The organism is Pseudogemmobacter sonorensis, from assembly GCF_042762395.1.
Lineage (GTDB): Bacteria > Pseudomonadota > Alphaproteobacteria > Rhodobacterales > Rhodobacteraceae > Pseudogemmobacter > Pseudogemmobacter sonorensis.
The window spans coordinates 26,147-41,457 of the sequence record NZ_JBEFZE010000017.1 but is presented as its reverse complement, the minus strand read 5'-3'; the positions used below and the strand labels follow the sequence as shown (position 1 = coordinate 41,457).

The window sequence follows — 15,311 nt, the reverse complement described above, 5'->3', positions numbered from 1 at the left end:
TCAGGCCCGCCGCCCGACCGTCGCCACGCCCAGGACCGACAACACCTTCGCCTCGATCTGCGCCGCATCCATGCCAGCGACGCGATACATCGCCTCGGGGCTGGCCTGGTCGATGAAGATGTCGGGCAGCACCATGGAGCGGAACTTCAGGCCGCGGTCGAACACGCCCTCCTCGGCCAGAAGCTGGGCCACATGGCTGCCGAAGCCGCCGATGGCGCCCTCTTCCACCGTGATCAGCGCCTCATGCTCGCGCGCGAGCCGCAGGATCAGCGCCTGGTCGAGCGGCTTTGCGAAACGCGCATCGACCACGGTCGAGGCAAGCCCGCGCTGCTCCAGCGCCTCGGCCGCCTTGAGGACCTCTCCAAGCCGGGTGCCGAAGGACAGAAGCGCGACGCGCCCCCCCTCGCGCAGGATGCGGCCCCGGCCGATTTCAAGCGACGCGCCCTGCGCGGGCATCTCGACGCCCCGCCCCTCGCCCCTGGGATAGCGGAAGGCGATGGGGCCCTCGTCCCAGGCGGCGGCGGTGGCGACCATATGGCGCAGCTCGGCCTCGTCTGCGGCGGCCATGACCACGATCCCCGGCAGATTTGCCAGAAAGGCGGTGTCGAAACTGCCCGCATGGGTGGCGCCGTCCGCCCCCACCAGCCCGGCGCGGTCGATGGCGAAACGCACCGGCAGCCGCTGGATCGCCACGTCATGCACGACCTGATCGTAGCCGCGTTGCAGGAAGGTCGAATAGATCGCGCAGAAGGGCTTCATCCCGCCCGCCGCCAGCGCCGCCGAAAAGGTCACGCCATGCTGCTCGGCTATGCCCACATCGAACATCCGGCGCGGAAAACGCGCCCCGAACAGGTCGAGCCCGGTGCCATCGGGCATCGCCGCCGTCACCGCGACGATCTTCTCGTCGCGCGACGCCTCGTCGATCAGGCTCTCGGCGAAGACCCGCGTGTAGGAGGGCGCGTTCGTGGGCGTCTTCTTCTGCTCGCCCGTCACCACGTCGAATTTCGCCCGGGCATGGCCGCGGTCGGGGGAATTCTCGGCGGGCGCATAGCCCTTGCCCTTCTTCGTCAGCACATGGATCAGCATCGGCCCGGTGGCGCGCGCCTTCACCATCCGCAGCACCGGCAGCAGGGCGTCCAGATCGTGGCCGTCGATGGGCCCGACATAGGAAAAGCCAAGCGCCTCGAACAGCGTCCCGCCAAGCGCCATGCCCTTGAGCATGTCCTTGGCACGCTTCGCCCCCTCTTGCAGCGGCGGCGGCAAGAGCGACACGAACCCCTTCGCCACATCCTTGAGGTCCTGCATCGGCGCCTCGGCGTAAAGGCGGCTCAGATAGGCCGAAAGCGCGCCCACCGGCGGGGCGATCGACATCTCGTTGTCGTTCAGCACCACGAACAGCCGCTTGCCCAGATGGCCTGCGTTGTTCATCGCCTCGAACGCCATGCCCGCCGACATCGACCCGTCGCCGATCACCGCTATGGCATCGCCCGGGTCGCCGCCCAGATCGTCCGCCATGGCAAAGCCGAGCGCCGCCGAGATCGAGGTGGAGCTGTGCGCCGCCCCGAAGGGATCGTAGGGGCTTTCGCTGCGCTTGGTGAAACCCGAAAGCCCGCCCTCCATCCGCAGGCTGCGGATACGGTCGCGCCGCCCGGTCAGGATCTTGTGCGGATAGCATTGGTGGCCCACGTCCCAGACCAGCTTGTCGCGCGGCGTATCGAAGACGGCATGAAGCGCCACCGTCAGCTCCACCACGCCCAGCCCCGCCCCCAGATGGCCGCCGGTGACGGAAACCGCGCTGATCGTCTCGGCGCGCAGCTCATCGGCAAGCTGGCGCAGGTCGCGGTCGGAAAGCGCCTTCAGATCCGAGGGGAAGCGCACCCGGTCAAGCAGCGGCGTCTCAGGTCTGTCGGCGGGCGTCCGGGCCATGGGGGCCTCCTTCGTCAAGCTTGCCGCGAGATAGTGAAGCGTGCCGCCTCGATCAAGTTCGAGGCAGCCTGGCCATAGGCGGAAAGCGCCGCCTCGGCCTCGGCCACCAGGGCGGCCGCGCGGGCCTTGGCGCCCGCAAGCCCCAGAAGCGACACGAAGGTCGCCTTGCCCGCCCCCGCATCCTTGCCGGTGCGCTTGCCGGTGGTCCGGGCGTCGCCCTCGACATCCAGCACATCGTCGCGGATCTGGAAGGCGAGGCCGAGCGCCTGCGCATAGGCGCGCAGGGGCGCTGGATCCTCTCCGGCCAGGATCGCGCCCGCTGTGGCGGAAAAGCCGATCAGCGCGCCGGTCTTTCCGGCCTGAAGCGCCGTGATCTCCTCCAGCGTCAGGGGCCGCCCCGCCGTCTCGGCCGCGATGTCCAGCGCCTGGCCCAGCACCATGCCCTGGACGCCCGAGGCCAGCGCCAGCGCCCGCACCAGGGCCAGCCGCACCTCGGCGGGGCCAAGCGCGGCATCGGTCAGCAACTCGAAGGCAAGGGTCTGAAGCGCATCGCCGGCAAGAATCGCGGTCGCCTCGCCCCATTTCACATGAACCGTGGGCTGGCCGCGCCGCAGGTCGTCGTCGTCCATTGCGGGCAGGTCGTCATGGACGAGGCTGTAGGCATGAAGGGATTCGACCGCCGCCGCCGCGGGCAGGGCAACCCCGCCCTCCAGCCCGAAGAGCCGCGCGCTTTCCAGCACCAGAAAGCCGCGCAGCCGCTTGCCGCCCGACAGGGCATAGCGCATCGCCGCGACCACCGGCAGGTCGCCGCGACCGGCCAGCTCGCGTTCAAGATGGGTGGCGATCCGGGCCGCATCCTGCGCCAGGCATTCGGAAAATGTCACAGCCCCTCCGCCGGGGCGGTGCCCACCGCGCGCCCCTCGGCCGAGCGGATGATCTCGACCTTGGCCTCGGCCTCGGCCAGTTTCGCCGCGCAATGCGCCTTGAGCGCCGCGCCCCGCTCGTAAAGCGCGATCGACTGCTCCAGCGCGACCTCGCCACGCTCAAGCTGCGTGACAACCGCCTCAAGCGCCGCCATCGCCTCTTCGAAGCTCATCTGTGGAACGGGTGTCTCGCTCATCGCCGCGCGCCTTGCCTGCTGCCGGAATCCGCCGCGACCTTATCGCCCTTCCCACCGGGTTTCCAGCGGCAGGCCCCCGGAAAGCGCGCCGCCCGTTCAATCCGGGGCGAGCATGTAGCCCTCGCCCCGCACGGTCTGAAGATAGCGCGGCAGTTTCGGGTCGTCCTCGATCTTGCGCCGCAGCCGGGTGATCTGCACATCCACCGCCCGCTCCTGCGCCTCTTCCTCGCGGCCGAGGTCCAGCACCAGCCGCTCGCGCGAGATCGCCTCGCCGGGGTTCGCGGCGAAAAGCCGCATCAGGGCGGCTTCGGTCGCGGTCAGCCGCACCGCCTCGTCGCCGCGCCACAATTCGCCCCGGTCCATGTCGTAGCGCACCGCCCCCAGATGCAGCATCCGGGGCGCGGGCTCTCCGGCCCGGACCTGCGGCACCCGGCGCAGGATCGCGCCCACGCGCAGCAAAAGCTCCTTCGGCTCGAAGGGTTTCACCAGATAGTCGTCCGCCCCGGCCTCAAGCCCCTCGATCCGGTTCGCGGCCTCGCCCCGAGCGGTCAGAAGCAGGATCGGCGTCTCGAGCCTGCGGCGCAGGTCGCGGGTCAGCGAGATCCCGTCCTCGCCCGGCATCATCACGTCCAGGACGATCAGGTCGAATTCAAGCCCCGCCAGCAAGCGCCGCGCCTGCGCCGCATCCCGGGCCACCGAGACCAGATAGCCGCTGCGGACAAGGAATTTCTGCAACAGGCCCCGGATCCGCTCATCGTCGTCGACGACCAGCAGATGGGCCTCCCCCGCGATGGAGTGAGTCGCAACCTGGTTCATGCCCCGCCCTCCTTGAGGCGGTTGTAATGCGCCCGCATCTCGGGGTCCATCATCGCCTCAAGCACCTGACGGAACCCCATCACCGCCTCGGCCCCCGCCGCCCGATAGGCCGAGCGCATCCGCGCCCGCTGCGCATCCGAAAGCTGCCGCTCCAGCGCATCGCCCGACTCGGTCAGGAACAGGTGACGCTCGCGCGCGTCGCGTCGCCCCTTTTCGCTGCGCACCAGCCCGTCGTCGATCAGCGTGCGCAGGACGCGGTTCAGGCTTTGCTTGGTCACGCCCAGGATCCCCAGCAGGTTCGAGACCGTCGTCCCGGGCGAGCGGTGGATGAAATGCAGCGCCCGGTGATGGGCGCGGCCGTATTCCATCCCCTCCAGAATCCGGTCGGGATCGGCGGTAAACCCCCGATAGGCAAAGAACATCGCCTCGATCCCCTTCCGCAACTGCTCATCGGTCAGAAAGAGCAGGCTCTCGCTCCCGGTCGTCTCGGCCATGATCCGCCTCCTTGTCGCGGCGGAATTTATGTCAGCCTTGTTGACTTTCCAAGTCACAAAGCGTAGCGAGTCGCCTCGTTGGCGCAAGATCCGGTTCAGCATACCGGCATTCCGCGCAACTTTTGAAAAACGGAGGGCCGGGAAAATGGCGGCATATGACGATCGTGACGGTTGGATCTGGATGGACGGCAAGCTCGTCCCCTGGCGTGACGCGAATGTCCACATCCTGAGCCACGCGCTGCACTACGCATCCTCGGTCTTCGAGGGCGAACGCTGCTACAACGGCAAGATCTTCAAGGGTGTCGAGCATTCGATCCGCCTGCGCAAATCCGCCAACCTGCTGGACATGGAAATCCCCTATTCGGTCGAAGAGATCGAGGCGGCGAAATATGCCATGCTCGTGGCCAACGGCTGGAAGGACGCCTATGTGCGCGCCGTCGCCTTCCGGGGCGCGGGCAACGACATGGGCGTGTCGTCCGAGGCCAATCCGGTGCGGATGGCGGTGGCGGGGTGGGAATGGGGCGCCTATTACGGCGATGCCAAGACCAAGGGCGCCCGGCTCGACATCGCGAAATGGAAGCGCCCCTCGCCGGAAACCATTCCGACGGCGGCCAAGGCGGCGGGCCTCTACATGATCTGCACCATGTCGAAACACGCCGCCCATGCCAAAGGCTATTCGGACGCGCTGTTCATGGATTATCGCGGCCATGTCGCCGAGGCGACCGGCGCCAACATCTTCTTCGTGAAGGATGGCGAGGTTCACACCCCGCTGCCCGACGCGATCCTGAACGGCATCACCCGCCAGACCGTCATCGGCCTTCTGAAGGAAAAGGGCATCCGGGTCTGGGAGCGCCATATCGAGCCCTTCGAACTGGAAGGATTCGAGCAATGCTTCCTGACCGGCACCGCCGCCGAAGTGACCCCCGTGGGCGAGATCGGCCCCTATACGTTCGAGATCGGCAAGCTGACCCTCGACATCGCCGAAACCTACGAAAAGCTCGTCCGCGCCTAAGCGCGCCAGCGACCAGCAGATCGCACGCGCGGGGGCCAGAGCAAGCGGGGGCCGGAGCAATCTCCGGCCCCCGTTCTTTTCGTGGCGGGCTTTCTGCGGGCGGATCGGCGCCGCCCGGCCCTTCGGTTCAAACCCGCAGGTTCAGACCCGCAGGTTCAATCCGCGGGCTCAGGCAAGGCGCCCGCGCGCGATCCGCAGGAATTGCTTCAGACGGGTCGTGTCGGGCCCCGGCGCCTCGTCCCGGCGATGCCAGCCGCCCTCGACCAGGGTTTCGCGCCGGGTCCGGGCGATGCGCAGGAATTCCTTCACCCGGGTCCCGGATCCCGGGGCGCTGCGGTCGGCCAGATGTCTGCTCATGATCGTCTCCTTCGTTTCCGTGGCGCCGAGACTATCACGATCGGGCCCTTTTCCCCAGCCCGTCATCCTGCACCTGCGAAATCGCCGCCCCGGGGGACTGAGACAGACGCGCCACCGCCCAGGCCGCCGCCTCGGCCACCACCGGATCGGGATCGGCGCAAAGCTCCTCGGCCACCGCGCGCAGATGCGGCAGGCCGGAGTTTCCGACCGCGTAAAGCACGTTGCGCACGAAGCGGTTCCGCCCGATCCGCTTGATCGGGCTGCCCGCGAAACGGGCCCGGAAACCGGCGTCGTCCAGCCTTGCCAATTCGGCAAGCTCCGGCGCGCCGACCTTGCTCTGATAGCCGATCTCATGCGCCTGCGCGGCGAACTTGTTCCAGGGGCAGGCGGCAAGGCAATCGTCGCAGCCATAGATGCGGTTGCCGATCATCGCCCGCAGATCGGGGGCCACCGGCCCCGCATGTTCGATCGTCAGATACGAGATGCAGCGCCGCGCATCCAGCCGGTAGGGCGCCGGGAAGGCCCCGGTCGGGCAGGCCGCCAGACAGGCCCGGCAGGATCCGCAATGCGACACCTCGGCCTCGTCCTTGGGCAGGTCCAACGTGGTGAAGATCGCCCCCAGGAAGAACCAGTTTCCCAGATCCCGCGCCAGCAGGTTGGTATGCTTGCCCTGCCAGCCCAGGCCCGCCGCCTGCGCCAGCGGCTTTTCCATCACCGGCGCGGTATCGACGAAGACCTTGATCTGCTCTCCGGCGGCATTGCGGTCGGGAAGCGTGTCCAGCAGCCATCGCCCCAGCCGCTTGAGCCGCCGCTTCACCAGGTCGTGATAATCCTTGCCCTGGGCATAGACGCTGATCGCCGCCCGGTCGGGATGGGACAGCACCCCGCGCGGATCCGCGTCGGGCGTATAGAGCTCGGCCAGCATGATGACCGAACGCGCCTCGGACCAGAGCGCCACCGGATCGCCCCGCCAATGCGCGCGATCCTCCATCCAGGCCATGGTGCCGTGATGGCCCGCCTTCAGAAACGCCTCAAGCCGCGCCCTGGCCTCGGGCACGGCATCGGGCGCGCAGATCCCCAGCTTGGCGAAACCCTCGGCCCGGGCCTGCGCGATCAGGCGCTCTTTCAGCGCGGCGGGGGACAGCGCGGGCCGCGGGGCCTTCATGCCCCGGCCCGAAGGGTGCCGGGGCCCGGCCCCGGGTCAGAAGTCCAGATCGGCATAATGCGCAGGCGGCGGAAAGCCCGGCACTTGATCGGCCAGAAGCGAGCGGAACGAGGGCCGCGATTTGATCTTGGCATACCAGTCCTTCACCACCGCATGGCGGTTCCAGTCGACATCCGAGATGTAGTCGAGGCTGGACAGATGCGCGGCGGCGGTGAAATCGGCAAGGCTCATCTCGTTCCCGGCCAGCCAGCGGCGCTGGTCCAGCAGCCAGGCCAGGTAGTCCAGATGGAACTTGATCCGTTGCGCGCCGGATTTGACGTTCTTCGAATCCGGGTAGCCCGATTTGGTGACCTTCTTGTTCACCCGCTCGTAAAGCAGTTTCGAGGTGACCTCGTGGTGGAACTTGTCGTCGAACCAGGCGCAGAGGCGGCGCACCTCGTAGCGGCCATCGACGTCGCGGGGCATCAGGGGCGGGTTGGGCGCGATCTCTTCGAGAAACTCGCAGATCGCCTGGCTTTCGCTCAGCAACCGGCCCTCTATGCGCAGGACGGGGACCTTGCCCGCGGGGTTGCGGCGCAGGAAATCGGGAGATTGCTCCCAATAGCGTTCCTCGACCAGTTCGGCCTCGATCCTCTTTTCCGCCAGCGTCAGGCGGACCTTGCGGCAAAAGGGCGAAAGCGGAACGTGATAAAGACGGTTCATCGGGGGCACCTGCATGACTTCCCCCTCCTAGCCCCTGCGTCCCTTCCGATCAATCCCGCCCTGCCCGCGCGCCGCCTTAGCGGAAGCAATCCGCCCGCCCGTCGGCGGCGATGGTCTCGGCCCCCGCCAGGATCTGGCGCGCGCGCTTCTGCACGAAGTCGGACGGCCGCGCGGCGCTGCGCCTTTTGGGATCGGGCAGGATCGCGGCCAGCCGCGCCGCCTGCACGCCGCTGAGATCACGCGCCGAGACGCCGAAGTAATGCCGCGCCGCCGCCTCGACCCCGAAGACGCCCTCGTCGAATTCGGCGACGTTGAGATAGACCTCAAGAATGCGCTGCTTCGACCAGACCAGCTCCACCGCCGGGGTCAGCAGCGCCTCCAGCGCCTTGCGCGCCCAGGAGCGGCCCTGCCACAGCAGGACGTTCTTCACCACCTGCTGGCTGATGGTCGAGGCGCCGCGATTGCCGCCCGCATCGATGGCCGCCCGGATCGCGGCCATGTCGAAACCCCAGTGATTGCAGAAATTGGCATCCTCGGCCGCCACCGCCGCGCGTCCCATCACCGGGGCTATCTCGTCCCACGAGACCCATTCGCGCTTGATCCCGCCCAGGCGATGGCTTTCTTGCATCTGGTAGATGTTGGTGGGCGGCGGCACGAAGCTGAACAGAAGGATCAGCAGCCCGAAGAAGCCGACGACGGCGATGCCCGCCCGGACGAACAACCACCACAGCCAGGCCCGCGCCCGGGCGAGCGGCCCGCCCCTGGCCCTGGCAGCCGCCTTTCCCCGCCTGCCCGGACGGGACCGGGCCGGGGTCTTGCGCGCGGATTTCGGCGCCACGGGGGGATCGTCTTCGTCGGACATGGGCGAGACCTTAGGCCCGATCCCGCCGCCCCGGTCAAGCCCGCCCGCGCGGCCTTCCCTCGCGCGGCGGATCGCGCTGGTGTGAACGCCCCCGCGCGACGGAAATCCCGCCCCCGGTTCGTATCAGCCCGCGTTGCAGCAAGAAAAGGGAGCAACCCTGATGGCAAGATCCAAGACCGCAGTCCCCGCCGCCGCGCTGATCCTTGGCGCGACGGTCCTGGCGGGCCTGCCCGCATCGGCGCAGAAGCCGCCTCTTCCCCCGGTGTCCGGCGCCAAGCTGAAGCTTGATTTCGGCGCGGGCCGCTCGGTCAGCATCGATTGCGGCGAAACCGCGATCGAGGCCTGTATCGCCGCCGCCGCGCCCCTGATCGAGAAAGTCGCGGACAGCGATCCGGTCGCCACCGCCCGCCCGGCCGGGCATGGCAAATTCGCCAAGGGGATGCGGGGCGCGGGCCATGGCGCCAAGGACCGGGCCGAAGCCCGCGGCAGCTTCGGCAAGGACCGTCCCGCGGCGGATCGCCCGGCGAAAGAGCGCCCCGGCAGGGAGCGTCCCGAAGGCGCCGCCACCGCGCCGGGGACCGAGGCCCCGGCCGATGCCACGCCCGAAACGCCGATCGAAACCCCGGTGGAATGAAGCCGGGGAACCGCTCCCCCGGGCTGCCGGTCCCAAGCCGACATGAAAGGCCCGCGCGAGCGGGCCTTTTCATTGCCGCCACTACAGTTTGTAGATGATGCCCTTCGACAGGTTTCTGACCCGGTCCACCCGGCTGCCGTCGAAGTGAAACTTGTAGTGATCCCCCTGCCGGGGAACGGGCAGAAGGTCCGGCCAGAAAATCGCGACGCAATGCCCGGTCGGGAATCTGACGCTGGGGTAGAACAGGCCATGCGCGCCGCCTGCCCGCAGGGCCGAGGCGATATTCTGGCTGTCGCCATAGGCGTCTGGATCCAGGGCTTCGGCCACATCGCTCAGATCATGCAGGTCGAGATCGACCGAGCCGATCATGCAGCGGAAATCGCTGACCCAACCTGCGGGCTGGTTGGTGTCGCGCATGAATTTCGCATGATGATGCGCCACCTCGTAAATGGCGGTCTCTTCGGAATCGGCGGCGTAATAGACCCCGTAGCTGCCGTCCAAGAACCGCCCGGGCCGGTCGGGCGAGCAATGGACGAAGGGCGCCATCAGGAAGGACGCCCCCGGCCCCCCGACCCGGCGATGCACCGGCACGAGGGAGAGGTTTCCGATCTCGTCATAGAGGCGGGGGTTGGTCTTCGCCTCGGCCGAGGCCAGCGCCTCCCAGTCGGCCGGATCGGCGATATCCTCGAAGAGGTCGATGGGCGGATGGATCGAGCGGATCATGCGCAGGCTGCGCGCCCATTCGACCCGGCGCAGCGGCGGCACGGGCGGTCTCACTGGAAATCCCTCGGCCGCTCACCATCCGCCGCGTTCGGCGTCAAGATACTGTCGCACCCTGTAAAGATCCATGAGCTGCCCCCTGCGAACGACGTTCAGCGCGGAGTCACCGCCGAAAGCCGCATTCTCGCGCCGGATCCAACCGTAAAGACGCGGGGCATCATGCCCGAACATATATCTGAGCGCCTTGTGGATGCCGAGGAACAGCGAAAGCCGGGTCGCAAGATCGCGGTCGATGCGACCGATCTCTCCGGCCTTCCACCGCGCCCAGGTGCGCGAGGATATCCCGCCAAGCAAATCGCAGGCCTCGTCGTCGCTCAACTCCCAATGCCGGAACAGATTGGTGACGGCGCGGGCCGAGGCGCGCGCCTCTTCATCGGTCAGGTGGCGAACGTCCGGCGCGGAAGCGGTTCGCTGCAGCTCTTGCAACATGGCGGCCTCCTTTCTCCAGGATCTGTCATTTGGCATTAAATGTGCAATGAACGCCAAATGTCAAGATCCCGGAGCCGTGCGCGCCATGGAAAACCGTGATTCTGGCCCTGATCGGGTGGTAAACAGGTCGCATGGGCCCGGCGGCAGCACACGGAAAGCAAAGGCCACGACGCATTGCGGCCCGTCCACGGGCCGTAATGCCGCGCCCACCCGGGCAGGCAAAACACCCCGGCGCGGACGGTTGGAAACGCGCAGTGGCATCCCATGGCGCCTTGATCCGGCACGGCAATCCCGGACTCATCCCTCACGCCAGGACGGGACTGCCTGCATGCCGAGACCCGCTTCGGCGGTTCGGCGGTGGCGCCCCGAACCCGGCGGACAAAGGGAAAGAGCCGCCAAGGCATGGCGGCTCTCTCATTCGTCGGGCCTTGCCGGGATCTTTCGATCCCGGGGCGTCGGTGCTTGCCGCGGGGTTATTCGGCGGGAACCCTCGCGGCCTCGTCCGACAGCGGCACGGCCAGATGCGGCAGCATCTCCTTCGGGCAGACCTGAAGGAAGTTGCGCAGTTCGGCCCTCCAGTCGGCCAGGATCCGGGCGGCGACGCGCGACCCGGTCTCGGCCAGATGGCGCTCGACCAGGGTCTTCAGCTCCGCCTCCCAATGCGGATGGCCGATGCCGCAGCAGATTAGGCTTTCGGGGTTGACCATATCCTCGGCGATGCTGTCGGGATCGTAGAGATAGGCCATCCCCCCCGTCATGCCCGCGCCGAAATTGGCCCCGATCCGCCCCAGGATCACCGCCACGCCGCCGGTCATGTATTCGCAACCGTTGGTGCCGCAGCCCTCGACCACCACGCGCGCGCCCGAGTTGCGGACGGCGAACCGCTCGCCCGCGCGGCCGCTGGCGAAAAGGAAGCCGTCGGTCGCGCCGTAAAGCACGGTATTGCCGATGATGGTGTTCTCATCGGCGACCAGCGGGCTGGCCATCTGCGGACGCACGACGACGGTGCCGCCGGAAAGCCCCTTGCCGACGTAATCGTTGGCGTCGCCCATGACCTCGATCTTCAGCCCGTTCACGGCGAAGGCGCCGAGGCTCTGGCCCGCATTGCCGGTCAGCTTCACCGTCAGATGGTCGGGCTGCAACCCGTTGCGCATGCCGAATTTCCTGACGATATGGCTGGAAGCCCGCGTTCCGATGGTGCGCGAGGTGTTCCGCACCGCGTAGGAAAGCTGCATCTTCTCGCCGTCCTCGAAGAAGCGCGCGCCATCCTTGACGATCTCTGCATCCAGCGTGTCCGGCACCGCATTGCGCGGCTTCGAGCGGTCATAGGTGATCCGGTTCGCGCCATCCACGGTGATCAGCAGCGGGTTGAGGTCGAGGTCGTCCAGATCGGCATGCCCGCGCGAGACCTGGGTCAGAAGATCGGCCCGGCCGATGATCTCGTCGAGCGAGCGCGCCCCGATCGAGGCGAGGATCTCGCGCACTTCCTGGGCGTAGAAGGTGATCAGGTTGACCACCTTGTCGGCCGATCCGGTGAACTTGCCGCGCAAGGCCTCGTCCTGGGTGCAGACGCCCACCGGGCAGGTGTTCGACTGGCACTGGCGCACCATGATGCAGCCCATGGCGATCAGGGCGGCGGTGCCGATGCCGTATTCCTCGGCCCCCATCATCGCGGCGATGACGATGTCGCGCCCGCTGCGCAACCCGCCGTCGGTGCGCAGGGTCACCCGCTCGCGCAGGTTGTTCATGGTCAGCACCTGATGCGCCTCGGTCAGGCCCATTTCCCAGGGCAGGCCCGCATATTTGATCGAGGTGCCGGGCGATGCGCCCGTGCCGCCGTTGTGGCCCGAGACCAGGATGATGTCGGCTTTCGCCTTGGCCACGCCCGCCGCGATGGTGCCGACCCCGGACGAGGACACCAGCTTGACCGTGACCTTGCAGCGCGGGTTGATCTGCTTGAGGTCGTAGATCAACTGCGCCAGATCCTCGATCGAATAGATGTCGTGGTGCGGCGGTGGGCTGATCAGCGTCACGCCCTTGGTCGAATGGCGCAGCCGGGCGATCAGGTCGGTGACCTTCATGCCCGGAAGCTGGCCGCCCTCGCCCGGCTTGGCGCCCTGCGCGACCTTGATTTCCAACTCCTCGCAGGCGTTCAGATATTCGGCGGTGACGCCGAAACGGCCCGAGGCCACCTGCTTGACCTTGGCGCAGGGGTTGTCGCCGTTCGGGAAGGGATGCTGGTGCGCCGGATCCTCGCCGCCCTCGCCGGAATCCGACTTCGCGCCGATCCGGTTCATGGCGATGTTCAGCGTCATATGCGCCTCGGGCGACAGCGCGCCCAGCGACATGCCCGGCGTCACGAAGCGCTTGCGGATCGAGGTGATCGATTCCACCTCTTCGATCTGCACCGGCTTGCCGAGGGCCTTGATGTCCAGCAGGTCGCGCAGATGGATCGGCGGATTGGCCCGCATCGCCGCCGAATAGGTCTTCCACAGGTCATAGCTGGCGCGGTCGCAGGCCGCTTGCAGCATATGCATGGTCTGCGCCTCCCAGGCGTGCTTCTCGCCCGAGCGCCGCGCCTTGTAGAAGCCGCCGATGGGCAGCACGTCGGATCCGCCGCGCCAGCCCCGGGCGTGGACCTCTTCCAGCTTGGCCTCGATCCCGTGGACGCCGATCCCCGAGATGCGCGAATGCATGCCGGGGAAATATTCCGCCACCATGGCGCGCGACAGCCCCACCGCCTCGAAGTTCAGCCCGCCGCGATAGGACGAAATGACCGAGATCCCCATCTTGGCCATGATCTTCAGAAGGCCCGCGTCGATGGCGTCGCGATAGCGGCGCATCGCCTCCAGCAGGCTGCCCTCCAGAAGGCCGCGGTCGATGCGGTCGGCGATGCTGTCCTGCGCCAGATAGGGGTTCACCGTGGTCGCGCCCGAGCCGATCAGCACCGCGAAGTAATGCGGGTCGATACATTCGGCCGAGCGCACGTTGATCGAGCAGAAGGTGCGCAGCCCCTTGCGCGTCAGCCAGGAATGCACCGCGCTGGTGGCAAGGATCATCGGCATGCCGACCTTTTCGGGGCCCTGGTGTTCGTCGGTCAGGATCAACTGGCCCGCGCCCGAGCGCACCGCATCCTCGGCCTCGGCCCGGATCCGGTCGAGCGCCTGGCGCAGGTCGTCATGGCCCGGCAGCACCGGGAAGGTGCAGTCGATGAAGGCGACCTGATCGCCGAAGCGCTTCACCAGCGCCTCGAATTCGGCATTGGCCACGAAGGGGCTGTCGAGCACCAGGATCTCGGTCTGGCCCGAGTTTTCGTCCAGCACGTTCTTGAGATTGCCGAACCGGGTCTTGAGCGACATCACCCGGCCCTCGCGCAGGCTGTCGATCGGCGGGTTGGTGACCTGGCTGAAGTTCTGGCGGAAGTAATGCGACAGCGGGCGGTAGATCTTCGACAGCACCGCAGGCGGCGTGTCGTCGCCCATCGAGGCGATCATCTCCTTGCCGTCCTCGGCCATGGGCGCAAGGACCTGCTCCAGATCCTCGATCGAATAGCCGGCCGCGATCTGGCGGCGGCGCAGGTCGGCGCCGGAATGCAGCGCCTTTTCGGGGACGTCCTTCAGCCCCTCGTTCAGATCGACAATCTTGCCGACCCATTCGCCATAGGGCTGCGCGGCGGCCAGTTTGTCCTTGATCTCGGTGTCGTGGTAGAGCCTGCCGTCCTTCATGTCGACGGCGATCATCTGCCCCGGGCCAAGCGCGCCCTTCTCGCGCGCGGTGGTCTCGTCCACCGGCACCATACCGACCTCGGATCCCGCGATCAGCATGCCGTCGCCGGTGACGACATAGCGCATCGGCCGCAGCCCGTTGCGGTCAAGCCCGCCGCAGACCCAGCGGCCGTCGGTCATGGCAAGCGCCGCCGGGCCGTCCCAGGGCTCCATCACCGAATTGCAGTAGGAATACATGTCGGCCCAGGCCTTGGGCATGTTGGCGGTCTGTTTCGACCAGGCCTCGGGGACCAGCATGGTCTTGGCCATGGGGGCATTGCGCCCGCCGCGCACCAGAACCTCGAACACCGCATCCAGCGCGCCCGAATCCGACGAGCCGCCCGGGATGATCGGCTTGATATCCTCGGCCATGTCGCCGAAGGCGCTCGACGCCATGCGGATCTCATGGCTTTTCATCCAGTTGACGTTGCCCTTGAGCGTGTTGATCTCGCCGTTATGGGCCAGCATGCGGAAGGGCTGCGCGAGCCACCATTGCGGGAAGGTGTTGGTCGAGTAACGCTGGTGATAGATGGCGAAGGCGCTTTCGAAGCGTTCGTCCTGCAGGTCGGGGTAGAAGACCGCGACCTGTTCGGCCAGCATCATCCCCTTGTAGATCACCGAGCGGCACGACAGCGAGCACAGATACATCCCCGCGATCCCGGCGGCGATGGTGGCCTTCTCGATCCGGCGGCGGATGATGTAAAGCTCGCGCTCGAACTGCTCCTGGTCGATGTCCTTCTCGCAGCGGATCAGGATCTGTTCGATCTCGGGGCGGGTGGCATTGGCCTTTTCGCCCAGGACCGAGATGTCGACCGGCACATGGCGCCAGCCGTAGATGTAATGGCCCATGCGCAGGACCTCGGTCTCGACGATGGTCCGGCAACGCTCCTGCGCGGCGAAATCGGTGCGCGGCAGGAAGACCTGGCCCACGGCGATCAGCTTGTGGGGATCGGGCTCATGCCCGGTGCGGCGCACCACGTCATAGAAGAACTTGACCGGGATCTGCACATGGATCCCCGCGCCGTCGCCGGTCTTGCCGTCGGCATCCACCGCGCCCCGGTGCCAGATCGCCTTGAGCGCGTTGATGCCGTTTTCCACCACCTTGCGCGAGGGCTTGCCCGAAATCGCGACCACGAGGCCCACGCCGCAGGAGGAATGCTCGTCCTCGGCCTTGTAAAGCCCGTTGGCGTCCAGCCAGGCGCGCTTTTCCTCTTCGGCCCGGGCCCAGGCTTCATCATATTTCGTCATGG

14 protein-coding genes are annotated in these 15,311 nt (G+C 67.4%); 2 read left to right on the top strand and 12 right to left on the bottom strand.

The window, feature by feature from the left end; all coding sequences use genetic code 11:
* The 5 genes from dxs to ABNX41_RS13085 all read right to left on the bottom strand — a co-directional run bounded on the left by dxs (position 1) and on the right by ABNX41_RS13085 (position 4,356).
* The gene (dxs, locus tag ABNX41_RS13105; protein ID WP_438670173.1) at positions 1–1,926 is read right to left on the bottom strand and encodes a 1-deoxy-D-xylulose-5-phosphate synthase; all 1,926 of its coding nucleotides are present in this window, start codon (positions 1,924–1,926) and stop codon (positions 1–3) included.
* A 14-nt stretch (positions 1,927–1,940) separates the two neighbouring features.
* Entirely contained in the window at positions 1,941–2,810 is an 870-nt protein-coding gene (locus ABNX41_RS13100; RefSeq protein ID WP_438670172.1) for a polyprenyl synthetase family protein, read from the bottom strand.
* Positions 2,807–3,046: an exodeoxyribonuclease VII small subunit gene (locus ABNX41_RS13095; RefSeq protein ID WP_438670171.1), complete on the bottom strand. Its 240-nt coding sequence runs from the start codon at positions 3,044–3,046 to the stop codon at positions 2,807–2,809. The genes ABNX41_RS13100 and ABNX41_RS13095 overlap by 4 nt, the downstream gene beginning before the upstream one ends.
* 96 nt (positions 3,047–3,142) lie before the next feature.
* A complete protein-coding gene (locus tag ABNX41_RS13090; protein WP_438670170.1) occupies positions 3,143–3,862 on the bottom strand; it encodes a response regulator in 720 nt (239 codons plus the stop codon).
* On the bottom strand, positions 3,859–4,356 hold the full coding sequence (locus ABNX41_RS13085; RefSeq protein WP_438670169.1) for a MarR family winged helix-turn-helix transcriptional regulator: 498 nt from the start codon (positions 4,354–4,356) through the stop codon (positions 3,859–3,861). The genes ABNX41_RS13090 and ABNX41_RS13085 overlap by 4 nt, the downstream gene beginning before the upstream one ends.
* A gap of 145 nt (positions 4,357–4,501) precedes the next feature.
* Here ABNX41_RS13085 and ABNX41_RS13080 point away from each other — a divergent pair, with 145 nt between their 5' ends.
* Positions 4,502–5,368, top strand: a complete 867-nt coding sequence (locus tag ABNX41_RS13080; RefSeq protein WP_438670168.1) for a branched-chain amino acid aminotransferase — start codon at positions 4,502–4,504, stop codon at positions 5,366–5,368.
* A gap of 168 nt (positions 5,369–5,536) precedes the next feature.
* On the opposite strand, the gene ABNX41_RS13075 is transcribed toward ABNX41_RS13080, so the two are convergent.
* From ABNX41_RS13075 to mtgA, 4 genes are all read right to left on the bottom strand, one after another.
* Entirely contained in the window at positions 5,537–5,725 is a 189-nt protein-coding gene (locus tag ABNX41_RS13075) for a hypothetical protein (protein ID WP_438670167.1), read from the bottom strand.
* A 34-nt stretch (positions 5,726–5,759) separates the two neighbouring features.
* Entirely contained in the window at positions 5,760–6,890 is a 1,131-nt protein-coding gene (gene queG, locus ABNX41_RS13070; RefSeq protein WP_438670166.1) for a tRNA epoxyqueuosine(34) reductase QueG, read from the bottom strand.
* Between the two features lie 36 nt (positions 6,891–6,926).
* On the bottom strand, positions 6,927–7,592 hold the full coding sequence (gene fzlA / locus ABNX41_RS13065) for an FtsZ-binding protein FzlA (protein WP_438670165.1): 666 nt from the start codon (positions 7,590–7,592) through the stop codon (positions 6,927–6,929).
* A 76-nt stretch (positions 7,593–7,668) separates the two neighbouring features.
* Positions 7,669–8,454, bottom strand: a complete 786-nt coding sequence (gene mtgA / locus ABNX41_RS13060) for a monofunctional biosynthetic peptidoglycan transglycosylase (protein WP_438670164.1) — start codon at positions 8,452–8,454, stop codon at positions 7,669–7,671.
* 160 nt (positions 8,455–8,614) lie between these two features.
* Here mtgA and ABNX41_RS13055 point away from each other — a divergent pair, with 160 nt between their 5' ends.
* On the top strand, positions 8,615–9,088 hold the full coding sequence (locus tag ABNX41_RS13055) for a hypothetical protein (protein ID WP_438670163.1): 474 nt from the start codon (positions 8,615–8,617) through the stop codon (positions 9,086–9,088).
* A gap of 81 nt (positions 9,089–9,169) precedes the next feature.
* Here the strand turns inward: ABNX41_RS13055 and ABNX41_RS13050 are convergent, their stop codons facing one another.
* From ABNX41_RS13050 to gltB, 3 genes are all read right to left on the bottom strand, one after another.
* On the bottom strand, positions 9,170–9,811 hold the full coding sequence (locus ABNX41_RS13050; RefSeq protein ID WP_438670206.1) for an RES family NAD+ phosphorylase: 642 nt from the start codon (positions 9,809–9,811) through the stop codon (positions 9,170–9,172).
* A 72-nt stretch (positions 9,812–9,883) separates the two neighbouring features.
* The gene (locus ABNX41_RS13045; RefSeq protein ID WP_438670162.1) at positions 9,884–10,297 is read right to left on the bottom strand and encodes an MbcA/ParS/Xre antitoxin family protein; all 414 of its coding nucleotides are present in this window, start codon (positions 10,295–10,297) and stop codon (positions 9,884–9,886) included.
* A gap of 473 nt (positions 10,298–10,770) precedes the next feature.
* Positions 10,771–15,309 (bottom strand): glutamate synthase large subunit, encoded by a 4,539-nt coding sequence (gene gltB / locus ABNX41_RS13040; protein ID WP_438670161.1) that lies wholly within the window; start codon positions 15,307–15,309, stop codon positions 10,771–10,773.
* Positions 15,310–15,311: the final 2 nt, after the last annotated feature.